The following is a 22,565-nucleotide window of genomic DNA, read 5'->3' as shown; positions in this document are numbered from 1 at the left end:
CGAAGCGACGTGATCCAGTTAAATAAGCAATATGGACTGCCGCGGCCAAGGGGCCTCGCAGAGACGTGGTTTGGTTACCAATAAGCACGCTGAATTGCCGCGGTTCTGAAAGAATCGGCGCGATGACATTTTCTGACGATGTTTTTTTATTGTTCTTGGGTGATGACTCTTTCACTCCCCCATCGCCTGGGTGGCTCAGGACGCTGAGGGAGGAAAGAGCATGATACCGTTTTCAAAGGGAGACTCTTCTCTCAAATCTTCTCTCTTCGAAGCTCTTTCCCCGGGGAAAAATTCTTTTAACACTCTAAAAATCTTCTTAAAAGGTCCTGGGCCGGCGGACAACTAACCCTCTTCCTTTTAAAAGATCGTTTACTGTGTGGTCTTAAGATCTTAATGACCTATTACTTCTTTAACGTATCTTACTCCAGTCTCTCTTGGGGAGAGACAAGGGTAAATGTTATTCTGCAGAACAAACATAAGGGTATTTATACGCCTAAAGGGCAAAAAGGACCAAGAAAAAAGATTAAAAAAAATGCACACGACCTCTGAAAACCCTTATGAACAAAGGCGCTTGCAGAGACAAAATCTTGGAAAAAGAAAATAAAAAAATTTGCCCTTGGAAAGGGAATCCCGCGATCATGTTTGCAACGAAGAGATATCGTTTAAAGCGTATCGTCGCATCCCAATCAAGAGCAGCCAACGTTAAACCTTCTTTAGTTGTGCGATCATTGTAGTAGAGAAATAACAATGAAAAGAAAAAGTATTTGTAGTTTCAACTATTCGTTTTATGAATAGATTGTCTTCGAAAATCTAAGATTGAAAAAGTATTTTTTGTATGAGATCTTCTGCTCAACAGTTTATATTTTATAGGAGATGGTTATGTTGCAATTTATTACTAAAGAAGTTTCAAGTAGTACTTCTGGATTATTTTCTTCTCTTGGGAGGGAGAAGAAAAAATCCACAAAAAATACCGACACGACCTATGTGGTTTATATTGATCGATCATCGGGTTTAATTGGGGGTGCAAAACTACAGCCCATTACACAGTCTAAAATTTCACGTACTGAGAGATTTGCGGCTGGCTTGGTGAGAGAAGAGAATGTGTGGGAATGTTCACAAGTTTTCTTTGATATTGAGGGATTGCAAGAAGAAGATGTGCATCAAGATGAGACACAAAAGTTAATTAAGAAATTTTATAGTGAACTTTACAAAGGATTACAGGATTTTGCCGTTGAAAAAAGAGCTAAAATGATTGTAACGCACCATCCTAAAAACTTACATCAAGAACTGCGTTTTCTTGGGCAATGGTCATTCCATACGGAAATGAAAATAGAGAAGTTTGAAACATCCCCCGTTATTATGGGCATTCTCGATTTGCAATTGAAAGCACGCAATCCTTTGGAAATTCTAAAGTCCTTAAGAATTCAAGAAATGTCACACCCACAATTGGCTTGCTAAGAAAGAGTTATTGAGGGAAAGTTAAAGGACACTGAGATTCTCAGTGTCCTTTTTTATTTAATTAGCAGTTTGTTCAACATCTTGACGACGAATGTTGAAATGCAAAAGCAAGTTGGCACTGACAAAGATAGAAGAAAGAGTGCCTACAAAAATACCCACTAAGATAGGGAGACTAAATACCGAAATCACAGGTCCACCAAAGAAGTATAGACCAAGAAGAGCCATCATTGTAGTTGAAGAGGTCATCACTGTTCTGGATAAAGTCTCATTGGTACTGCGGTTCACGAGTTCATTGAGAGGTGTCTTTTTATATTTACGTAGGTTATCACGAATACGGTCATAAATCACCACCGTGTCGTTGACCGAATAGCCAAGAGTCGTGAGAATTGCTACGAAAGCTGTTTCGCTAAACTCAACGTTAAAAAGAGAATAGAATCCAACCACGCTGATACAATCGTGCATAAGACTGATGACACAGCAGAGACCAAACTGCCATTCAAATCGAATCCAGATGTAAAGTAGAATAAGAATAATCGCAAAAGCGACAGCATAACCACCATTTCGAATCAAGTCCGCGCTCACTTTGGGACCTACGGTTTCCACACGACGATATTCCACATCTGGACCAAGCGTCTCTTTGATTTTCTCTAACGCAGCGGATTGGGCCTTTTCGTCTCCATGCTGACGTTCAATTCGAATCATGACATCTCGATTACTGCCAAATTCTTGAAGTTTTGCTTCGCCAAAATTAAGTGCATTTAACTCTGCACGCATTTTGGATAAATCAGCGGGAGCTTGTGTGCGAACTTCAATAAGAAATCCGCCTTTGAAATCGATGCCATAATTGAGGCCTTTGACAAAAAAGAGGCCAATGGATCCGACAACCATAATTAAAGAGATTAAATAAGAGACATAGCGAATAGTCCCTGTAAAAGGGATGTTCGTATTAACTGGAACGAATTGAAAGCCTTTCATAAGTCTATCCTTATATTAAATGGGGAGCTTGGAGGGTTTAAAAATCTTCAACCAACCCACAATTAAAAGTCGTGTCAGTGAGATCGCTGTAAACATTGAGATAATAATGCCAACAGCCGTTGTGACCGCAAATCCACGAACAGGGCCTGTACCAAAGAAATAAAGAGCAGCTGCCGCAAACAAAGTGGTGACGTTCGAGTCAATAATTGTTCCCATGGCTTGCCTGAACCCTGAATCAATGGCAGAGACCATCTTGCGGCCTAAGCGAATTTCTTCTTTGATACGCTCAAAGATCAACACGTTGGCGTCCACAGCCATTCCTAAAGTTAAAGCGATACCGGCTACACCAGGAAGCGTGAGAGTAGCACCCAAAACAGACAAAGCTGCAAAGAGGAAAATTAAGTTAAAAATGAGGGCCAAATTAGCGATGATGCCAAAGAGCGAGTAGGAAACAAGCATAAAGGCTAACACAAACAAAACGCCAATAATTGTCGCACGATGACCGGCGGCAATTGAGTCAGCGCCCAGATCTGGACCGACTGTGCGTTCTTCGATGACAGTCAAAGGTGCAGGAAGAGCACCTGCCCGCATGAGGAGTGCTAAGTCATTTGCTTCTTGAACGCTAAACTGTCCCTGAATAACGCCATTGCCTGGGATAACGCTGTTGATTACCGGAGCGCTTATGACCTGATTATCCAAAACAATAGCCAATCTGCGACCAATGTTATCACGGGTTATTTCAGCAAATTTTCGACCCCCTGGCGTATCAAATTTAAAGTTCACTTGGGGCCTATTATACTCATCAAAACTGACTGAAGCATCATCAAGGCTATCGCCACCGAGCAGAATTTTTTTCATAACCACATACTGAATTTGTCCACCATTACTTTTAGATTCACCCGGTAGAATTTCAGTGCCGGCAGGCGGGGGATTTCCTCCTAACATCGCAGCTTCGGGATATTCAGGATGCAAAAGACGAAATGTCATTTGTGCTGTTTTTCCTAAAAGAGCTTTAACGTGGCTAGGATCTTCAATGCCGGGAAGTTGAACCAAAATTCGATCATCTCCTTGGCGTTGAATGTTGGGTTCTTTGGTTCCCAATTGATCAATACGCTTTCGAACAATCTCAATGGATTGTTGTAGAACTTTATATTTACGATCACTGATAGCAATATCTTTAAAGTGCAAAGTAACAGTTTCTTGTTGAGGGTCGTAGCTCACATCTGCATCGCTTTGTTCTTTCTTTAAGATGCTTTGCGCAAGCGTTGCTTGACTTGCGTCACGTAATTTAAAACTGACAGCATCTTTGTTGATCGCTAGATTTAAATACCCTACTTTTTCGCTGCGCAGAATTTTACGCGTTCCCTCAAGGAGACTGTCTAAACGATCTTTTAAGGCATGCTGAACATCTACTTCTAAAAGAAGATGAGATCCCCCCTGGAGATCAAGTCCCAAGCTTATTTTTTGGTTCGAATACCACGTTGGAAGTTTGTTTAGAACAGTCTCGGGTAAAATATTAGGAAGGGGCAAAATGACCCCGATTACGCACGCGAATAAAATTAATATGACCTTCCAAGGGGGCAGTTGAACCATTGAATCCTCTACTTCTTCTTTTTATCTGGCTTATTATTCACCACGCTTGAAGAAGGCTCTGTTTTAGCGAGAACTTGAGACACCATGCTCTTCAACATGCGTACTTGTACATTATTCGCAATTTCAATCTCAATTTCCGTGTCATTAACGACGCGAAACACAGAACCGAAGATGCCGCTTGAGGTAATTACTTTATCGCCACGCCTCAGGTTGGAAACTAGTTGACGATGCTCAGCTTCCTTTTTCTTTTGAGGACGAATAATAAAAAAGTACATGACCACAAAGAGAAACAAAAGAGGGGCGGCAAAACCAAGGATGTCAAAGCTTCCACCAGCACCACCCGCTCCTTGGGCATGGGCTTCAGAAATAAAAGAAAAATTATTTAAAAGGGTCATTCATTGTGCTCCATTAAGCTATGTTATCTAATTAATTGGCCTGATTCTAAACGCAAATAGCTGTTATTGCCAACCCCCAACCTTAGGATTGCTTCAAATATTTAAGAGGATCATGGGGTTTTGCATTTTTGCGCAGCTCAAAATGCAGCTGTGGGGTATTCACAAAGCCTGAAGAGCCTACAGTCGCAATAGTTTGCCCTTTCGTTACGCGATCTCCTTGTTTGATTAAAACTTTATCAGCATGACAATAAGCTGACTTCCATCCACCGCCGTGGTTGATGAGAATGATATTGCCAAAACCACGTACTTCATTGGCGCTGTATTCGATCACCCCATCTTCAATAGCTAAAATCTTTGTGCCGCGCGATGCTTTAATATTAATACCATCATTTTTAGCACCCTCTGTGCTTTGGTTAAATTGGATCAAAATTGACCCTGTCGACTCTAAGGGCCACGAGAAATTGAAAAGTTTTGGCTCAGTCGATTCTTTTTCTGTGGCTGCGTCGTTCGTTTCTGCCCCTGATTCTTGAGTGGTTTCTGAGAGTGGGGCTTCTTCATTCACAGATTCCTCCTGAGGAGTCTGCTCTTCGACACGAGGCTCTTCAGTCTTTTTGGACTTGGAGTGAGTCTTATTTTTTTGAAGCAAAGGCTCTTGAGTTTCGGTTACTGATTTCTTTTCAACTTTGTTTTTCTTTTTTCGAAAAGAGCTTAGTTCCTGATTTATTTCTTCTCCTCGGAGGCTTTCAAAGGGATCTTCTTCCTCTGCTTCATTAAAGCTGCTGGTTTTTTCTTTCTTTTTAGAGTCATGTTTTTCCTTTTTTTTAGCTTCTTTAAGGTTTTTTTTTGCTGGCTTTAGATCTTGATCCTTAATGTTTGACGTGGATTTATCTGGATTCTTTTGATCGAGCGTTTCAACATCTTCCCATTCCTCTTCCGTTTTTTGAGGAACAGACGGTTCTGCGGTTTTGAGAGGTTGGGGTGTGATGACAGATGGTACAGGACTTAGGGGGTGAGAAGAAACGACTGGGGCGGTAGATGGCTTTGAAAGCGTCGCTAAGTGCTGAACTTTTGGAACAAGAAGTTGTTGACCAGGTCGGACACTATAAGGTGAAGGAATATGATTAAGTATAATTAAGTCACGGGTCGATACATGATATTTTTGTGCAATTTGTGTCAAAGTCTCACCTTGTTGGACAATGACCATCATGCGATTCATCGCCGGCGCTGCAGTACCTGTTCCATAGGAAAAATGTGCAGGTGGACCAACACGCTCACTACAAGCCGACAAGAGGATGACAAACGATATATATAACCAGGATTTCATTAGAAAACTTGCTTTAAATTCCTTAAAGTTTTCTCATGAGTCAGATCCAAATGCAAGGGGGTGATTGAAATTTCACCATTAGCAATGGCTTCCAAGTCAGTGCCTTCTTCTGTGGGCGTGCTGTCTCTTGGACCAATCCAATAAAAGGGTTGCCCATTGGGATCAAACCAATCCAAAAGATTTTCACGCACAGTTCTAACACCTTGTTTCACGACGCGAATGCCTTTTACTGAACTAGAAACCACATCTGGAAAGTTAACATTAATTAATACATAGGGAGGCCAGGGATTCGCTATTAATTTCTTAATGATATCAGTGGCAAAATGTTCAGCCGTACTCCACTTGATGGGCTGATCGTTCTTACCTGCTTGACTAAAAGCAATAGAGGGGACACCCAATAATGTTGCTTCCATGGCTGCTGCAACTGTTCCTGAATACGTAATATCATCGCCTATGTTTATGCCATGATTGATACCAGATAACATTAAAGTAGGTTGATTATCTTTTAATATTTTTGTGAGAGCCACCATGACGCAATCTGTTGGTGTACCATCAACGGCATAACGTTGGCTCGAAACTTTACGAGCACGAATGGGACGACGTAAAGTGAGAGAATGACCGGCGCCACTATGTTCAATTTCAGGAGCAACGACCCAAACATCATCCGTAAAAGTATGAGCAATTTTTTCGAGAACTTTAATGCCATGGGCATTAATACCATCATCATTGGAGATTAAAATTCTAGGCTTTACATTCTTTGTCATAGGGCTTTTATCCTCTCTAAGCCATTCATATAAGGTATGAGTACTTGTGGAATTTTAACCGTTCCGTCTTTTTCTTGATAGTTCTCTAAGACCGCAACAAGTGCACGTCCCACGGCAATTCCTGAGCCATTGAGGGTGTGAACATATTGAGGGTTGGATTTTTTGCCATCCTTATCAGTAGGTCTAAAACGTGCCATCATACGTCTCGCTTGGTAATCACCACAATTTGAGCAGCTAGAAATTTCTCGATAGAGACCTTCTCCAGGCAACCAGACTTCTATGTCATAAGTTTTGCGTGATTGAATTCCTGTATCGCCAGAGCAAAGAATGATAATACGATGGGGTATCTCAAGCAGTTTGAGAACTTCCTCTGCAGCATTAACCATGCGCTTGTGTTCATCTACAGAATGATCGGGATGGGTAATACTGACCAGTTCTACTTTATGAAACTGATGTTGACGAATCATGCCGCGCGTATCTTTGCCAGCAGCGCCTGCTTCTGAGCGAAAGCAAGGAGTATGTGCAACAAATCGTTGAGGAAGAATAGATTCTTCCATAATTTGTTCACGTACCATATTAGTCAGTGATACTTCAGCCGTTGGTATAAGCCAATGGTCGCTTGTCGTACGGAAAAGATCTTCGCCAAACTTCGGCAACTGTCCCGTGCCAAAAAGAGCACGATCTTGAACTAAATAGGGTGGAGAAACTTCTTGATACCCAAATTTTTGCACATGTAAATCAAGCATGAAATTTCCCAAAGCGCGTTCTAGAAGAGCTAATGCACCTTTTAAGATCACAAACCGAGAGCCAGAAATTTTAGCTGCTGATTCAAAATCCATAAGACCTAATTTGGTGCCGATTTCATCATGACGTTGCGGCGTGAAATCGAAACTTTTAGGCGTTCCCCAGGACAAAACAACTTTATTGTCGTGTTCATTGCTTCCAAGGGGGACTTCATCTTCTAAAATATTTGGCAAAACCTCTAGTATCAAAGAAAGTTCATTATCCAAAACTTGCAGTTCACTCTCAAGGACGGGGATGCGTTCTTTAATGGTTGCTGCTTCAGCAACTTGCGCATCGGCATTTTGACCTTGTTGTTTCGCTTGGCCGATAGCTTTGGCCAGAGCATTTCGCTGATTTTGTAAATCTTGTAGCTCTGTTTGACATTGACGGTGTTGTTTATCAAGCGCGATAATTTTTGGCGAACAAGGCTCCGCTCCACGCTTCTTCAAATTTTCATCTAGTTTATCGGGATTTTCCCTAATCCACTTTAAATCGAGCAACGTAACTCTCCAAACTTATTTCTTTGTTTTTACCAGCAAACGAATTAATAAAATCGAAATCTCATAAAGACCATACAAGGGCAAAGCCAATCCTACCATACTCAAAACATCTGGCGGTGTTAAGAGGGCAGAAACAACCAAAATCATGATAAAACTATATTTACGATATTTCTCAAGCATTTGATACTGAAGAATGCCAACACGTGCTAACAGAAAAAGCAAAATTGGCAATTGGAAACAAATACCAAAGGCCATGATCAAACGCATGATAATAGAAAGATATTCTCCGACACGCGCTTCTAATTGAATAGGCAGAGTCTCTGACGTACCGTGGGTTTCAAAATTAAGAAAAAACTGCCAAGCTGGAGGAATAATGATGTAGTACGCAAAGGCTGCTCCAAGGAAAAACAAAATGGGGGTTGCCAAAAGAAAGGGGAGTGCGACACGCTTTTCTTGGCTGTATAAGCCAGGGGCGATAAAAATCCACAACTGATTTGCAACAATGGGAAATGAGAGAAAGGCAGCAGAAAAGAAAGCCACCTTGAGGTAAGTAAAAAAAGCTTCGGCCAGACCTGTGTAAATTAAGCGACGGCCTTCCTTATCTTTGAGTGCCTCGGCGAGAGGACGAATCAAGAAGGCAAAAATTTCTTCAGAAAAATAATAGCAAACTAAAAAGGCACTAAAAAAAGCGAACACCGAATAGAGTAAACGACGGCGTAGCTCAATTAAATGATCAACGATAGCCATCTCATGACTAGTTGCGAGCGCGTCTTTTTGGAGTCTTGATGGTTTTTTTGTCATTGATTATAGGCTTTTTTAAAGGATCATTATCATTTTGCAGAGGCGTATAAATATTCGCCGATTTCTTAAATTCTTCAAATTCCCCTTGATGAATAAAATGATTCAGGGTTGAGCGAACTTCATTACTTAAATTCTTAGCTTTGGCAATCCAACGGCCCAAGGCACGCAGTACCACAGGTATTTCTTTAGGTCCTAAGAGGATTAAAGCGACCACGGCGATGATAAAAATTTCTCCCCAACTGCCCAAGTCAAACATGGACTAGCTCTTTTTCTTTTTACTTGGGGATTTATTTGAGCGTGACTGTAAAACCTTTGGATTATTTTTGGAAGGAACAGGCTCTTCTTCAAGGCCTCCTTTAAAGGCCTTAATGCCTTTTGCTAATTCTTCCATCACCTTGGGTAATTTGCCTGCACCAAAAATGATCAGTACGACAACCAAGAGAAGAAGGACGTGACCTAAACTTAATCCCATTAACAATACTCCTAAAGTAATTCCTTGGTTTGTATATAAAACTTACTACATGTGCGCAATAAAAAACGCTTATTATATCTTTTGAAGGCCAAATCTATCTTGATCTCCAAGCGTTTAAGGGATCAAAAAAAATAATAAACCAGGGGGCAAAAGAGTACAAGGGGAAGTAAGACACATATTTGACAAAAAACTTGACAAATGCAAATAGTAGATATCATACTCTAAAAAAATCATAAAATAGTTGGCGGGTGAAGTGTAACGTTTAGAACAGGAGAAAGAGTCATGGGGCTGCAGTGTAGACGTCTAAAATTTATATTCATTATGTTGGGGTTATGCGTGGGGGCAGGAAGTGGCGAGAGTCACGGGTCGTTCTTCTTGGTTGAGGAAGTGATCAAAGACTTTAGTCGGCTCACTGTCAAGAGTACGGCGAGCAGAGCAAAGCCGCTCCCTCAAAAGGCTTTTGTGAGAAAAAACTATCGAAAAGGTATGCCAAGAACTCTATTCTTCCAGCCAATGCTTTCCAAGAATTTCCCTAACGCCCGAGGCTATCATATCACGTGTGCTGTGCATGATGAGGGGAAAAAGGGAAAGAAGGAGACAAAACCAACGTTCAATATTTCAGTTAAAGACTTTAAAAATGAGGGGTTAGAGGTAGAGTTGGTTCTCGAAATTAAAGAAGAAAACAATAGGTTTCACGGCCTGTATTCTTTAAACACGGAATTAAGAATGGAAGCAGACCTGTGTGTAAGAGATCACTACACATCTAGCACTTATCTAGAATTGATTCATAATACATTAATTCCTAAAAAGGAACTTGATTTTCTTGATGATCGCAGGGGAAATCATCATAGAATCAAACATTATAGTCAAACGACTCAAGATTTAGCAGAACAAGTAGAGGAGTATTCGAGATATTTGATATACGGGGCCAAATTTAAAATGATCCTGCCCCCGGAGAGAAAATTTTAGTGAGCCTGCATCAAAGAAGACGATCTTAAGAAGTTACAGGAGTGAGGGAGGCTCTGGATTATCCGCTTGGAGGTGTGAATAACAGCAGGGCTCGGGCGCTGTCAACACTTGCAAGTTAATTGGGATTAATCACCTAATAGCTTTCTTGGACAACACACTGACGACTAGAGACTTTGCAAAAATTTAAGGCTTTCTCAAGAGTAACAAAGGGGCCTACAAGGATACGATGTTCGATACCCTGCCTGAATCCTAAATCGACCCGTCTAAAGTATGTTTCGAGTCTCAATGTATCTTTTTTTATAGCGGGCATCTTCATTATTTGACCCCAAGCAGACTCGGCTTCGTCGTGACTTTGAAACCCTTTGAAAGAGACAAAGTATTTAATTGATGCCAATTTTGGATGAGAAGGAAGAGACTCTCCTTTCAAGGTGTAAGGACAGCGTTCGTAAACTGTAATGTTTTCCTTAGAAGAAATGTCTGATTCTGTGGGATTATGATCATTTTGAGTGTCCATATGCTCAGCAAAAAAGTTCTCACTTAACGCTGGAGGTCGGATAATGGGCTCTTCAGGTTTTTCAATAATTTTGGTTTCAGTGGTTTTGTCTTTCTTATGATCCAAGCTTTGATAAATGGTTTTTTCTTGATGGGGGATCAGACGTGAAGAGCCCTCTTTGGGGCGAATTTTCAAAGGAGTGTCAGGTGGAGAAATGATGGGGAGAGTTGTTGTGGGTTTTGAGTGATTGTAATTAAGAAAAAGAAACCCACCGCCTATGAGCAAAGTGAATCCTAAAAGAAACAAAAAAATTCTTAATGGAGAGCTAAAAAATCCCGATTTTTCCTGACCATAGGAATAGGACCGAAACTGGGTGTGCACCGAAGTTGGTCTTTTATTCCACTTTGTCTGGGTCACTAACGCATCTCCTCCAGAGGTTGCACCCCTAGTACTTTTAATCCTGATGCTATGATGAGCATGACTGCGTAGACAAGGCAATAGCGTTTTTGTGAAAGTTCAACATCGTTGGGTAAAATAAACCGTAATTCTTCATTTTCGCGGCCTTTGTTCCATAAAGAATGAAAGGCTGAAGCCACATCATATAGATAAAAAGCAATACGATGGGGTTCATAAGTGAGCGCAGCGGTCTCAATAACGCGGGGCCATGTGGCCATCAATTTTATAAGAGAAAGCTCACCAAGATCTTGAAATTGACCCTTGAGATCAAGACTTGCCAAGGTTTCAGGAGTTAAGTCAACGTGGGGAAATGTCCCCAAAAAATGACGTTTTACAGAATGACAACGGGCGTGAGCGTATTGCACATAAAAAACAGGGTTATCCTTTGTTTGCTCTATCACTTTATCAAAATCAAAGTCTAAAGGAGCATCGTTTTTGCGGGTTAGCATGATGAAGCGAATCGCATCGCGACCTACTTTTTGGATAGCTTCTTGAACAGTGACAAAAACACCTGCCCGTTTTGACATTTTTAAAACTTGTCCCTGATCAATGAAGCGAACCATCTGGCAAAGTTTAACAATGGCTTGTCCTTTTCCCTCAGTGATCGCGGTGACCGCCGCAGATAAACGTTTTACGTAGCCGCCATGATCAGCGCCTAAAACATCGATAAGAGTCGGTGACCCTCGATTAAACTTATCAAAATGATAGGCAATATCGTTGGCAAAATATGTCCAGCTGCCATCAGACTTTTTTAAGGGACGATCAACATCATCGCCGAATTGAGCAGCACGGAACAAAGTTTGTTCACGAGGTTCCCAATCATCGGGGGTTTTACCTTTGGGAGGCTCTAGGATGCCTTGATAAATTAATCCTAGATTTTCTAAAGCTTTAAAAGCAGCTTCTACTTTGCCTTCTTTGACAATGCTATGCTCGGATGTAAAGACGTCGTGAAAAACTCCTAAATCATTAAGATCAGATTTAATACGTGTCATCATGGCGTCAATGGAAAAAGCGCGAAATGTCTCATACCATTGCTCTTCAGGTTTATTAACCCATTGATCTCCATACTTTTTAGCCAGAGCTTGACCCACCGGAATTAAATAGTCTCCTTGATAACCATCAATAGGACCAATGGTATGGCCGAGGGCTTCTAAATAGCGTTGATAGACAGACAATACCAAAATACGCGCTTGGCCCCCACTATCATTTACGTAATATTCACGCTGTATAGGATGTCCCGCTTTTTCGAGCAAGTTGGCCAATACGTCTGCGACAAGTGCTACACGACTGTGGCCCATATGAAGAGGACCCGTGGGATTCACAGAAGCATATTCTACGTTGATAGCATGCCCTTTTCCTAAAGTTGAATCGCCATAATTTATGCCAGATTTTAGAATGTTCCTAACTTCTTGAGCCCAGAAGTCATGATGAAGAGAAAAATTGATAAAGCCTGGACCTGCTATTTCAATATGCGTGACAAAAGAATTATTTTTCAATTTTTCTTCGACCAGTTGAGCCAAATCCCGAGGAGATAGATTGGCTTCTTTTGCAAGAACCATCGCCACATTAGTTGCTAAATCGCCATGGGTAGACTCTCGGGGAGGGTCAACGGTGACTTTACTGGTATCAAGCCCTGCCTTTAGTTTTTTTTCTTGAACAAGGGCATCAATAATCTTAATGATTTCATCACGAAAAGTTTTGTAGAGATTTTGGGGCATTTGTTGCTATAGTCTAAAGAATTGTTATGTCCAACATGATTTCTGCATAACACACTATGCTAAATCTACCAATGGTTTCAAAGAATATTTTTGAAAATGAATAAAGACGATATTTTAAAGATGACTCCCCTTAATCCCTCAAGTGATTTGAATTTGCAAGTCACCCAAAGGGCTTTTGATCAAATAACAGTTTTAGAAAAAACCGAGGGCATGCTGCGTGTACGCGTTGATGGAGGCGGATGTTCAGGACTTCAGTATAACTTTTCATTTGAAAAAGAACCTGGTCATGAAGATATCGTCTTTTCTTTGGGTGAAGTTAAAATCATCTCTGATGAAACTTCTTTAAATTTTCTCAATGGATCTATGATTGATTATACGGAAGATATGATGAGTGCTGCCTTTGTGATTAAGAATCCCAATGCTGTAGCTTCATGTGGATGTGGAAATTCATTTTCAATTATTTAAGGTCTAACAGGGCATAACAATAATGACCAAAATAGCAACATGGAACGTCAATTCTATTAGAGTTCGTCTGCCTCAGGTCCTTGAATGGATTAAAAATGTTGGGCCGGACATTCTGCTTTTACAAGAAATTAAGTGTTTAAAAGAAGCTTTTCCAAGCCAAGAATTTGAAGAGGCGGGCTATAATGTCGCTGTCTTGGGGCAAAAGACGTATAATGGTGTTGCCATCCTTGCGAAAAATCCCATTGAAGACGTAAAAGAAGGTTTGCCGGGGGATGATGCTGACATAGCGGCACGTTATATCGAAGCGGTGGTTGGGACGACGCGTGTGGCGTCTGTCTATGTTCCCAATGGTCGAGAGGTGGGGAGTGAGAGCTATGAGTATAAACTCAGGTTCTATGAAAGGCTTCACGATCACTTAAAAATGCTTTTGACGTACAATGAGGTCTTGTGTGTGGGGGGGGATTACAATGTGGCCCCTGAAGTGGATGATGTCTACGACCCGAGCTTATTCGAGAGAGAACGAATTTTGTGTAGCTATCAAGAGCGGGCAGCATTTAGAAAGCTGGTCCATCTGGGACTTTATGACGCACAAAAACAAATAGGCTTAAAGCCTCACCAAGATCCAAGGTCTCATTTTACTTGGTGGGATTATCGAGCAGGGTCGTGGCAACAAAACTTGGGCTTTCGCATTGATCATTTTCTCTTATCTCCTCAGGCTATAGACCTTTTAGAAGATGGGGGGGTTGCTTTTGAAGTGCGCGGACAACCTCAGGCTTCTGATCATGCCCCTTTGTGGATTCAGCTTAAATGAGTATAAATGTTAGCTTAAATTAGCTAAAGCCGATTCAAGTTTCACTTTCTTTTCCAAGCCCTCACTGAGACGTGCCTTATTCTTTTCAAGAATATCTTCAGGGGCTTTTTGCACAAACTCTTTATTGTTCAGTTTATTTTCCGTGGCTTGGATATCCTTGATGACGTCTTTTAAAGAGTTCTCAAGGCGTGCACGCTCTTTATTAACATCCAGAACATCGCCAATGGGAAGAACATACGTAGCTTCTTGCACAACACATTGAATTGTGCCTTTTAACTTCTCATCAGGAGCTGATGAATCAAAACGCACAAATGCCAACCGTTGGAGAAGAGCTAAAAATCTGTCAATACGAGACAAAGATTGAGAAGAGGCATCACGCACGTGTAAAGGAAGAATCGTGCTTGGTGGAACATTAAGCTCTGTGCGAGATGTTCGGATTGCAGAAATCAACGTGATCAACCAACGAATATCGCTAGAAGCGTTTTCATCGATTAGCTGTTTTGTTTTATGTGCGTTGAACGGCCACTGTGCTTTAGCAAGCATCTCACTCTGAGGGCTCAAAGCTTGCCAGAGCTCTTCCGTAATAAAAGGCATGAAAGGGTTCAGCATATGGTAAATAATTTTCAGAACCCAGGCGGTTGTCGCGCGCGTTTCTTCTTGCTCTTTTTGCTCTGCCGATCCCATAAAAATGGGTTTAGAAAATTCAATATACCAATCGCAGAATGTCCTCCAAACGAAATGATAGAGAAGGCTAGCGGCCTCATCAAAGCGATAACGATCGAGAGCGTTTTCAAAAGCGTGGTTAAGCGTTGCAACTTCAGAGACAATCCAACGATTGAGGGGCGAATTTAACGTTGAAGGATCATAATCATCTTTTAATGCGCATTGATTTTGCAAAGAAAAGCGGGTGGCATTCCAAAGCTTGGTTGCAAAATTTCGATTATTTTCCACAATAGATTCCGAGAGGCGAATATCTCTGCCCGGGGTTGTTAAAGCGGCCACTGTAAATCTGAGGGCATCCCCCCCAAATTTTGCAACAACATCCAAAGGATCAATGACGTTCCCTTTTGATTTTGACATCTTATGGCCTTTTTCATCACGGACCATGGCATGTAAGAAGATGTTTTTAAACGGGGACTTCTTCATAAAATGCATGCCCATCATCATCATACGGGCAACCCAAAAGAAAATAATATCCAAGCCGGTGACAAGGACATCGCTGGGATAATGACGTTCCAACACACTGTTTTTTTCTGGCCAGTTTAATGTTAAGAACGGCCATAAGGATGAAGAAAACCAGGTGTCTAAAACATCTTCATCTTGTACGAGAAAAACCTCGTGGCCAAAATGATTTTTGGCAAGCGTGTGTGCTTCCGTCGAATCGTGAGCTACGAAAATTTCTCCATCGGGAGCATACCAAGCAGGAATACGATGTCCCCACCACAGTTGACGGGAAATACACCAAGGTTGAATGTTTTCAAGCCAATGGTAATAGGTAGATGACCAGCTTTCAGGGACGATTTTAGTTTTTCCAGATTTAACAGTCTCAAGGGCATCTTTGGCGAGGGTAACAGCATCCACATACCATTGCTCTGTAATACGTGGTTCAAGAATATCTCCTGAAAAACGATCTGCATGAGGCACCATGTGCACGACATCTTCTTCTTTTTCCAAGAGGCCGAGTTCAGTTAAGGCTTCAAGAACTTTTTTGCGTGCCACAAAACGATCGAGCCCTTGAAATTCTTCAGGAACTTTTTCATTTAAACAGGCGTGCATATCAAAGATATTGAGAGGCTCAAGATTATTTCTCTTCCCTACTTCAAAGTCATTAAAATCATGGGCAGGAGTGATTTTTACTGCACCTGTTCCTTTTTCAGGATCGGAATATTCATCGGTAATAATAGGAATTTCACGATTGCTCAGGGGCAAAAGCGCAAACTTTCCATGAAGATGATGATAACGTTCATCGTTGGGATGGACCGCCACAGCTTGATCTCCGAAGAGAGTTTCTGGTCGAGTCGTGGCCACAGTAATATATTCATCGCTTCCCACAACAGGATAGCGGATGTACCAAAGCTTTCCTTTTGTTTCGATGTTTTTCACTTCAAGATCTGACAAAGCGGTAAGGAGCTTTGGATCCCAGTTCACAAGGCGTTGGTCTTTGTAAATGAGCTTTTCTCGATAAAGAGAAACGAATATTTTGATCACGACTTCAGACGCATGAGGATCCATGGTAAAGCGTTCACGACTCCAATCTGGGGAAAATCCCAAGAGTCGCTGTTGCTTGAAAATCATTCCGCCGTATTCTTCTTTCCATGCCCAAACACGCTCAACAAATTTTTCACGACCTAAATCCTGTCGGTGTAGACCTTCTTTCTCTAAAGCTTTTTCTACCAGAATTTGAGTTGTAATACCCGCATGATCCATGCCCGGTTGCCAGAGAACGCTATACCCTTTCATACGCTTATAACGCACTAAAATATCTTGGAGTGTAAAGGTGAGCGCATGTCCTAGATGAAGACTGCCAGTCACATTCGGTGGGGGCATAATAATGGTAAAAGGAGGTTTCGAAGGGTCGTCTTCAAAGTGAAAAACGTCTGATTTTTCCCAAAGATCAATAATTTTTGCCTCAATTTCTTGAGGCTGGTAGGTCTTGCTTAACATTGGCTCGTCATAAATATTTAGGGGTTAGATACTTAAAAAGTCGACAATCAATCTACTTTTTATTCTTAATTTTTTCAATCTGTTCACTCACCAAAAATTTTACGATGGTAGGAAGGTGAGCATCAAGCCACTCTTTAAGCATGGGTTGTAACATTTGGTGAATGATACTCTCAAAGGTTTGACTACCAATATTGCCACTGTGAATGGGAGGAGCCTGGTGCGGCATTTCAGGATTCTGAATAACACTTTTGAATTGATCGAACGACTCTTGTAGTTTTGCAGTGGTTTCTTGAGCGAGAATATCTTCCTTTTGTTTCATAAGGTAATCTCCTTTTAAGGGCGTCGAGGTTTTTTGTGAAACGGGCGTAGGCCTTGGTGATATTTTCTCTGGAGAGGTGGTTTCGATGGAGGGACTGGAAACTATGTCTTGTTTTAAATTTACGACAGAACCATCCTGTTGCACCATATCGGTAAGTTCAAGAATAGCTTTTTTATTACTCGGAAGTGGCAATGAGGGGTCTGTTTTCTTCATTGGTTTTCCTGTTTTATAATGTATATCCTCGGCAATAATGCTGCGAATAGACGTTAAAATTTCCTCAACTTTTTGATCTTCCGGAGACGGGGCTTTCATGAATCATATCGTCCTTATTTAATAATCAGTGCCAGCCGTTCCGAACCAACGATCATTAACAAGATCATAATGGCCTTGAACATCATGCTGTGTGGTTGGTAGCTTTAAATTTCTGGCCGTCATGGATCCCATGGCACTCAAAAGAGTATAGCCAGCAATTAAATAATCTCTTTGAGCTTTTACTAATTCTGTTTGAGCAGTAACTAAGTTCTGTTCGGTAATTAAAGCATCAAGCAGTGTTCTTTCCCCAACCAAGGATTCTTGACGCGCTCCTTGAACACTGAGTTCTGCCGCTTGTACTTGAACCGTCAATTGTGCAATTCTATTTTTTGCACCGACCCAAGACTCCCAAGCAGAGATTGCATTAGCTGTTGATTGTTGAAGAGCTTTACGTGCTTCTACGCGTTTTTGTGCTTCTGCATGATAGGCTTTTCTTAAGTTTGCCCAATCAGAACCACCGCCATTCAGGATAGGAACTGTTAAAGAGACAGTTGCCTGAGCGCTATTGCTGCGACTGTGGGCGCCCCTTGATTGTAAGTCTCTCCCAGCATTTGCATTGAGATCCACACTTGGCAAAAGCAATCCTTCACGGACATCGACACCTTTCTTAGCTGCTGCCAACGAGTAATTAGCACTCACAACATTTGGGTGGTCTTTATTTGCCTTTTTAATTGCTTCTTCTTTAGTCTTGGGAGTGTCCATAGCTTCATCTAAAGCAGGAGGAGGCGTTAAATCAGTGGGGGGTGAACCAATGGTATTGATATATGAACCTTCTGCCGTTTTTGCATCTTGTGCCGCCGCAATCAATTCTGATTTTGCTTGCGCTAAAGCTGATTTTGCTTGAGAAACATCTGTTAATGTTTTTTCACCAACTTCGGCTTGAGCGAGGGCTTGTTCTAATGTCTTTTCTAGGACTTTAACTTGGGTTTTTTTTAATTCAACCGCTGCTCTTTTATACCAGAGGTCCAAATAAACTTGCACAGCAGATAACAAAACGTCTTGTTCAGTTGAACGGAAAGATTCTAGGCCTGCATGGACTCCGATTTCAGCTGCCTTCGTGTTTGCAAGAGTTGATCCACCTGCATAAAGAGATTGTTTTAATGTAACTGAAGCGCTTGTAGGTCTTGAGAGAGCAGCACCACCTGGTGGAGGACTTTCTACGGCTTGCCAATTTTTTCCGACACTTGATGTTACAGAAAGGCTGGGTAAGAATCCAGACCGAGCAATAGATACATCCTCGTGAACACTATATTGTTCCCGAATTTTAGCTAATAGGTTACTATTTTGCTGGTAGGCAAGAGTAAGAGCTGTAATAAAGGGATGATCTGATGTTAAAGTCCCATGTTGAATGCCTGATTGTAAGACTTTTTCAACAGCCTTTTCTTCTGCATACAGCAGACCTATCTCAGGATTTTCTGGCTCTGGACTTTGCGCTGCCACGGGCTCTAAAAGAACAACGACAGCTGAGGAAATTAAGAATAGTTTCTTCAAAGAAATATTTTGTTTCATGGGTTTTTTTAGCCTTACCTTTTAATAGCATTATTTCTAATACAATGGCACCGATGAGTCAATAAGGCGGCTCCAAGCATCAATGCCGCCTTTTAAGCTTTGAACCTTTGTAAACCCTAATTCTCTAAAATACAGTGCAGCTTGGAGACTGCGATAACCATGATGACAAAGAGTTATAATATGGCTTTTAGGATTTAATAGCGGACCCTTCAATGTTAACTCATTCATGGGAATATGTGAGGTTCCTTGTATACTTGATAATAGAAGTTCGGCTTTTTCCCGTACATCTAGGACGAGCAATGTTGGATTGTTGACCCATAATTCTTGAAGTTCTTGAGGAGATAACTCAAGGGGGTATTTTTGTTGATGAGTCATAGTACAAAGGTGGTTTTTACAGGTGCAAGCTCCTTGATCATTGGAGCTTCAGCTTCAAAAACAATTTTTCTTGTAAGAGTTTTATTGGTTTTATGGAAAATGGTTGCTCGAGGGGTTTCATAGGAGTTATACGCGATAAGTGCCCCTAATCGCCCGCCATCTTTTAATTGTTCAAAGAGTTTTGATGGGACTTCATGAACAACGCCTTCAAGAATAATGACATCATAAGGTGCAGCTTTTAACCAGCCCTTATTTAAAGGATTTGAGACGGATTTCACATTAAAAATGTTAAGCTCTTCCAACAGTCTTTTAGCAATTTTTGAACGATCAAGATCTGATTCTAAGCTGATCACGAGCTTAGAGAGAAAACCTAGGATGGCTGAAGAATAGCCGTATCCTGCAGCAACATCGAGGACATTTTCGTCAGGCTGAATTGAGAGAGCTTCTACCAGGTTTGCAAAGACGAGAGGAGGCATAATGGATCTATTGTGATCAAGAGGGAGAATTCCATCAGCATAAGCCAAATTTTCATACTCTTTTTTTACAAAAAGTTCTCTAGGCACTGTTGATAAGGCCTTAATGAGAAGAGGATTTGAAACTTTATTAGGGAGAATTTGGCTCTTAACCATGGTCTCCCTCAGTGCATTAAAATCAAGCATGTAATAAAAATAGCACAGCTTCTAGTGGTCACAACAGGAAAATAAAGAACTCGACTTATTTTTCTTCTGCAAGTGCTTTTTCGATTGCACTGATTGCTGTAGAAATTTTGCTCGTTTCTGGACCCCCAGCTTGTGCCAGGTCGGGTCTCCCCCCTCCACCTTTACCACCAAGGATCGGTACTACAAGTCTCACAAATTTTACAGCATCAAGCTTGCTGGTGAGGTCATCAGTGATGCCTACAACAATCGACGCTTTGCCTTCAAAACTACTCCCTACAACTACAACTCCAGAGCCAACTTTTTTCTTGAGCTGGTCAACAATGGGTTTTAATTCTCCCGCAGGTGTTTCATCGCTAACATGACTTACTAATTTAATGCCTGCAATAATCTTGATATCACCATCATCTGAGCCACCTGTAACACGTTTTTCACGTAATTCTTTAAGAGAGCGTTCAAGCTTTTTTTGTTCTTCACGGAGCGCTTCAATGCGCTCAATGATCTTATCGGGAGTTACTTTTAAGGAAGTGGCGATGTGATCGAGAATAGAAAGACGTTGTGATATGAATTGTTCTGCACTTTTTCCAGTTAAAGCTTCAATGCGTCTTATGCCTGCTGCGACGCCGGATTCTGAAATAATTTTGAAATAGCCAATATCACCTGTGTGATGGACGTGGGTGCCACCACAAAATTCAATAGAATAAGACTTATCTTGATCTCCCGCCCCCATAAAAACCACACGTACGGTTTCTCCATACTTTTCTCCAAAGAGGGCAAGGGCTCCAGAATGTTGAGCCTCTTCTGGGCTCATAACATGCGTAACGGTATCCGTGTTACGGCGAATGAGGAAATTAACTTCGTCTTCAATTGATTGCAGAAGATCCTTTGACAGAGGTGTTGGATAACTAAAATCAAAACGCAAACGGTCGGGAGCAACAAGAGAACCTTTTTGTACAACGTGAGTGCCCAAATGCTTCCTTAAAACTGCATGCAAAAGGTGAGTGGCAGAATGATTAGAGCGCAGGAGCGTTCGGCGCTCTGCATCAACCTTAAGTGTTACTGTATCGTTTATTTCAAAGGAACCATCCTTAACGATTCCCTTGTGGACAAACAATCCATCGGCGCGTTTAAAAGTATCAACGACTTCAAAGGAAGCCTTTTTTTCACTAAGGATAATGCCTGTATCACCAACTTGACCACCAGATTCAGCATAGAAAGGTGTTTGATTAGAAATCAAATGGACCATATCCCCTTTTTGTGCGCGGGGGACACTTTTGTTGTCTAAAACTAATGCTTGAACAATCCCTTGAGCTTCATGGGTTGTGTACCCTAAAAATTCTGAAGGACCAGTTTTTTCAAACACATCAAACCAAATGCGATCAGTCTTTTGTTCGCCAGACCCAACCCATGCTGCCCGGGCTTCTTGACGTTGATGCTCCATGGCTTTTTCGTAGCCTTGCATTTCGACTGAAATACCGCGTGATTTTAGGACATCTTCTGTTAAGTCTATGGGAAAGCCATACGTATCATAGAGTTTAAAGGCGATAGCACCTGCAAGACTGCCGTTTTGAGCAATTCCTTTTGATTCTTCTTCAAGAAGTTTTAAGCCGCGACCTAACGTTTTTAAGAACCGTTCTTCCTCAAGCTTGATTGTTTCAGTGATAAAAGCTCGGGCTTGGGTAAGCTCGGGATAGGCTTCTCCCATCTCATTGATCAAAGTTGGCACAAGACGATAAATAAAGGGCTCTTCTTGTCCCATCAAATAGGCGTGTCGCATAGCACGACGCATGATACGTCTTAAAACATAGCCCCGTCCTTCATTAGAAGGCGTTACACCTTCAGCAACTAAAAAAGAAGTGGAACGTAGATGATCAGCAATAACGCGGTGAGAAGGCGTTTGGGGACCTTGATAGGCAACTTTTGATTCTTCGGCAATAACCTGAATAATATTTTTAAAGAGGTCGATGTCATAGTTGTCATGGACACCTTGCAGAACGGCAGATACACGCTCAAGCCCCATGCCTGTATCAATGGAAGGCTTGGGAAGAGAAAGACGCTTGATCGCTCCTTCTGTATCCGCTGCATCTTCATATTGCATAAAAACTAGGTTCCAAATCTCAACGAAGCGATCTCCATCAGCTTCAGGTGTGCCTGGAGGTCCGCCTTGAATTTTATCGCCATGGTCGAAAAATATTTCAGAACAGGGGCCACAGGGACCTGTTTCACCCATAGCCCAAAAATTGTCGGATCCAGCAATACGTAAAATACGATCGTCGCTAAGACCGGCAATTTTTTTCCATAGTTTTGCAGCTTCGTCATCGTCAATATAAACGGTGACTAAAAGACGCTTTGCATCGATACCAAATTCCTTTGTTACTAAATTCCAGGCAAGCTCAATGGCGCGATCTTTAAAATAATCGCCGAAAGAAAAGTTACCAAGCATCTCAAAGAATGTATGATGGCGGGCTGTATGCCCCACATTTTCCAAGTCATTGTGTTTACCTCCGGCACGAATGCATTTTTGTGCGGTGGCTGCTCGAGAAAATGAAGATTTTTCGGCACCCGTGAAAATATTTTTGAATTGCACCATACCCGCATTGGTAAAGAGAAGGGTTGGGTCGTTACGAGGAACGAGACCACTGGATGGAACAATTTTATGCTCATTCCTGGAAAAATAATCCAAAAAGAATTGACGTGTTTTCGCTGTAGTCCACATAGATTTATAAACGCTTTATTTTATGTAAGTTCTAAAA

General features: G+C 41.5%; 21 protein-coding genes. 4 read left to right on the top strand and 17 right to left on the bottom strand.

Features of this window, described 5'->3' with window-relative positions; genetic code table 11:
* Positions 1–879: 879 nt before the first annotated feature.
* A complete protein-coding gene (locus tag GQ61_RS04435; RefSeq protein ID WP_085784160.1) occupies positions 880–1,458 on the top strand; it encodes a hypothetical protein in 579 nt (192 codons plus the stop codon).
* A gap of 57 nt (positions 1,459–1,515) precedes the next feature.
* Here GQ61_RS04435 and secF read toward each other — a convergent pair whose 3' ends face one another.
* The 9 genes from secF to tatA form a co-directional block, all read right to left on the bottom strand.
* Positions 1,516–2,433, bottom strand: coding sequence for a protein translocase subunit SecF (gene secF, locus GQ61_RS04430; protein ID WP_085784159.1), 918 nt, complete (start codon positions 2,431–2,433; stop codon positions 1,516–1,518).
* A gap of 15 nt (positions 2,434–2,448) precedes the next feature.
* Positions 2,449–4,026: a protein translocase subunit SecD gene (gene secD, locus GQ61_RS04425; RefSeq protein WP_085784158.1), complete on the bottom strand. Its 1,578-nt coding sequence runs from the start codon at positions 4,024–4,026 to the stop codon at positions 2,449–2,451.
* Between the two features lie 8 nt (positions 4,027–4,034).
* A complete protein-coding gene (gene yajC, locus GQ61_RS04420) occupies positions 4,035–4,421 on the bottom strand; it encodes a preprotein translocase subunit YajC (RefSeq protein ID WP_085784157.1) in 387 nt (128 codons plus the stop codon).
* Between the two features lie 82 nt (positions 4,422–4,503).
* The gene (locus GQ61_RS04415) at positions 4,504–5,745 is read right to left on the bottom strand and encodes a LysM peptidoglycan-binding domain-containing M23 family metallopeptidase (RefSeq protein ID WP_085784156.1); all 1,242 of its coding nucleotides are present in this window, start codon (positions 5,743–5,745) and stop codon (positions 4,504–4,506) included.
* Positions 5,745–6,509, bottom strand: a complete 765-nt coding sequence (gene surE / locus GQ61_RS04410) for a 5'/3'-nucleotidase SurE (protein ID WP_085784155.1) — start codon at positions 6,507–6,509, stop codon at positions 5,745–5,747. The genes GQ61_RS04415 and surE overlap by 1 nt, the downstream gene beginning before the upstream one ends.
* A complete protein-coding gene (serS, locus tag GQ61_RS04405; protein ID WP_085784154.1) occupies positions 6,506–7,792 on the bottom strand; it encodes a serine--tRNA ligase in 1,287 nt (428 codons plus the stop codon). Before serS ends, surE begins: the two co-directional genes overlap by 4 nt.
* A gap of 15 nt (positions 7,793–7,807) precedes the next feature.
* A complete protein-coding gene (tatC, locus tag GQ61_RS04400) occupies positions 7,808–8,593 on the bottom strand; it encodes a twin-arginine translocase subunit TatC (RefSeq protein WP_085784153.1) in 786 nt (261 codons plus the stop codon).
* Complete coding sequence (gene tatB, locus GQ61_RS04395; RefSeq protein ID WP_085784152.1) at positions 8,547–8,849, bottom strand: Sec-independent protein translocase protein TatB; 303 nt, start codon at positions 8,847–8,849, stop codon at positions 8,547–8,549. The genes tatC and tatB overlap by 47 nt, the downstream gene beginning before the upstream one ends.
* Positions 8,850–8,852: 3 nt before the next feature.
* Positions 8,853–9,065: a twin-arginine translocase TatA/TatE family subunit gene (tatA, locus tag GQ61_RS04390; protein ID WP_085784151.1), complete on the bottom strand. Its 213-nt coding sequence runs from the start codon at positions 9,063–9,065 to the stop codon at positions 8,853–8,855.
* 282 nt (positions 9,066–9,347) lie between these two features.
* Here tatA and GQ61_RS04385 point away from each other — a divergent pair, with 282 nt between their 5' ends.
* Entirely contained in the window at positions 9,348–10,034 is a 687-nt protein-coding gene (locus tag GQ61_RS04385; protein ID WP_085784150.1) for a hypothetical protein, read from the top strand.
* Between the two features lie 133 nt (positions 10,035–10,167).
* On the opposite strand, the gene GQ61_RS04380 is transcribed toward GQ61_RS04385, so the two are convergent.
* Positions 10,168–10,944: a hypothetical protein gene (locus tag GQ61_RS04380; protein ID WP_085784149.1), complete on the bottom strand. Its 777-nt coding sequence runs from the start codon at positions 10,942–10,944 to the stop codon at positions 10,168–10,170.
* Positions 10,944–12,701: an arginine--tRNA ligase gene (gene argS / locus GQ61_RS04375; RefSeq protein WP_085784148.1), complete on the bottom strand. Its 1,758-nt coding sequence runs from the start codon at positions 12,699–12,701 to the stop codon at positions 10,944–10,946. Before argS ends, GQ61_RS04380 begins: the two co-directional genes overlap by 1 nt.
* Before the next feature lie 96 nt (positions 12,702–12,797).
* Here argS and GQ61_RS04370 point away from each other — a divergent pair, with 96 nt between their 5' ends.
* Positions 12,798–13,166: a HesB/IscA family protein gene (locus GQ61_RS04370; RefSeq protein WP_198157418.1), complete on the top strand. Its 369-nt coding sequence runs from the start codon at positions 12,798–12,800 to the stop codon at positions 13,164–13,166.
* 22 nt (positions 13,167–13,188) lie between these two features.
* Positions 13,189–13,977: an exodeoxyribonuclease III gene (locus tag GQ61_RS04365; protein ID WP_085784147.1), complete on the top strand. Its 789-nt coding sequence runs from the start codon at positions 13,189–13,191 to the stop codon at positions 13,975–13,977.
* A 9-nt stretch (positions 13,978–13,986) separates the two neighbouring features.
* On the opposite strand, the gene GQ61_RS04360 is transcribed toward GQ61_RS04365, so the two are convergent.
* The 6 genes from GQ61_RS04360 to alaS form a co-directional block, all read right to left on the bottom strand.
* On the bottom strand, positions 13,987–16,641 hold the full coding sequence (locus GQ61_RS04360; RefSeq protein WP_085784146.1) for a valine--tRNA ligase: 2,655 nt from the start codon (positions 16,639–16,641) through the stop codon (positions 13,987–13,989).
* Between the two features lie 52 nt (positions 16,642–16,693).
* On the bottom strand, positions 16,694–17,272 hold the full coding sequence (locus tag GQ61_RS04355; RefSeq protein ID WP_085784145.1) for a DUF2497 domain-containing protein: 579 nt from the start codon (positions 17,270–17,272) through the stop codon (positions 16,694–16,696).
* An 18-nt stretch (positions 17,273–17,290) separates the two neighbouring features.
* Positions 17,291–18,781: a TolC family outer membrane protein gene (locus GQ61_RS04350; RefSeq protein ID WP_085784144.1), complete on the bottom strand. Its 1,491-nt coding sequence runs from the start codon at positions 18,779–18,781 to the stop codon at positions 17,291–17,293.
* Positions 18,782–18,817: 36 nt separating this feature from the next.
* Positions 18,818–19,156, bottom strand: coding sequence for a rhodanese-like domain-containing protein (locus GQ61_RS04345; protein ID WP_085784143.1), 339 nt, complete (start codon positions 19,154–19,156; stop codon positions 18,818–18,820).
* Entirely contained in the window at positions 19,153–19,785 is a 633-nt protein-coding gene (locus GQ61_RS04340) for a protein-L-isoaspartate O-methyltransferase family protein (protein ID WP_198157417.1), read from the bottom strand. The genes GQ61_RS04345 and GQ61_RS04340 overlap by 4 nt, the downstream gene beginning before the upstream one ends.
* 85 nt (positions 19,786–19,870) lie before the next feature.
* Positions 19,871–22,528, bottom strand: coding sequence for an alanine--tRNA ligase (gene alaS / locus GQ61_RS04335; RefSeq protein ID WP_085784141.1), 2,658 nt, complete (start codon positions 22,526–22,528; stop codon positions 19,871–19,873).
* Between the last annotated feature and the right edge of the window lie 37 nt (positions 22,529–22,565).

The sequence above is a fragment of the Candidatus Nucleicultrix amoebiphila FS5 genome (genome assembly GCF_002117145.1).
Lineage (GTDB): Bacteria > Pseudomonadota > Alphaproteobacteria > Caedimonadales > Nucleicultricaceae > Nucleicultrix > Nucleicultrix amoebiphila.
Note: the sequence above shows the minus strand (reverse complement) of the source record. Positions and strands in the feature narration are given on the sequence as shown.

Coding starts and splice junctions, on each gene's coding strand:
- GQ61_RS04435 (WP_085784160.1), top strand. CDS start 880: ATGTTGCAATTTATTACTAAAGAAGTTTCAAGTAGTACTTCTGGATTA.
- secF (WP_085784159.1), bottom strand. CDS start 2,433: ATGAAAGGCTTTCAATTCGTTCCAGTTAATACGAACATCCCTTTTACA.
- secD (WP_085784158.1), bottom strand. CDS start 4,026: ATGGTTCAACTGCCCCCTTGGAAGGTCATATTAATTTTATTCGCGTGC.
- yajC (WP_085784157.1), bottom strand. CDS start 4,421: ATGACCCTTTTAAATAATTTTTCTTTTATTTCTGAAGCCCATGCCCAA.
- GQ61_RS04415 (WP_085784156.1), bottom strand. CDS start 5,745: ATGAAATCCTGGTTATATATATCGTTTGTCATCCTCTTGTCGGCTTGT.
- surE (WP_085784155.1), bottom strand. CDS start 6,509: ATGACAAAGAATGTAAAGCCTAGAATTTTAATCTCCAATGATGATGGT.
- tatC (WP_085784153.1), bottom strand. CDS start 8,593: ATGACAAAAAAACCATCAAGACTCCAAAAAGACGCGCTCGCAACTAGT.
- tatB (WP_085784152.1), bottom strand. CDS start 8,849: ATGTTTGACTTGGGCAGTTGGGGAGAAATTTTTATCATCGCCGTGGTC.
- tatA (WP_085784151.1), bottom strand. CDS start 9,065: ATGGGATTAAGTTTAGGTCACGTCCTTCTTCTCTTGGTTGTCGTACTG.
- GQ61_RS04385 (WP_085784150.1), top strand. CDS start 9,348: ATGGGGCTGCAGTGTAGACGTCTAAAATTTATATTCATTATGTTGGGG.
- argS (WP_085784148.1), bottom strand. CDS start 12,701: ATGCCCCAAAATCTCTACAAAACTTTTCGTGATGAAATCATTAAGATT.
- GQ61_RS04370 (WP_198157418.1), top strand. CDS start 12,798: ATGAATAAAGACGATATTTTAAAGATGACTCCCCTTAATCCCTCAAGT.
- GQ61_RS04365 (WP_085784147.1), top strand. CDS start 13,189: ATGACCAAAATAGCAACATGGAACGTCAATTCTATTAGAGTTCGTCTG.
- GQ61_RS04360 (WP_085784146.1), bottom strand. CDS start 16,641: ATGTTAAGCAAGACCTACCAGCCTCAAGAAATTGAGGCAAAAATTATT.
- GQ61_RS04355 (WP_085784145.1), bottom strand. CDS start 17,272: ATGAAAGCCCCGTCTCCGGAAGATCAAAAAGTTGAGGAAATTTTAACG.
- GQ61_RS04350 (WP_085784144.1), bottom strand. CDS start 18,781: ATGAAACAAAATATTTCTTTGAAGAAACTATTCTTAATTTCCTCAGCT.
- GQ61_RS04345 (WP_085784143.1), bottom strand. CDS start 19,156: ATGACTCATCAACAAAAATACCCCCTTGAGTTATCTCCTCAAGAACTT.
- GQ61_RS04340 (WP_198157417.1), bottom strand. CDS start 19,785: ATGGTTAAGAGCCAAATTCTCCCTAATAAAGTTTCAAATCCTCTTCTC.
- alaS (WP_085784141.1), bottom strand. CDS start 22,528: ATGTGGACTACAGCGAAAACACGTCAATTCTTTTTGGATTATTTTTCC.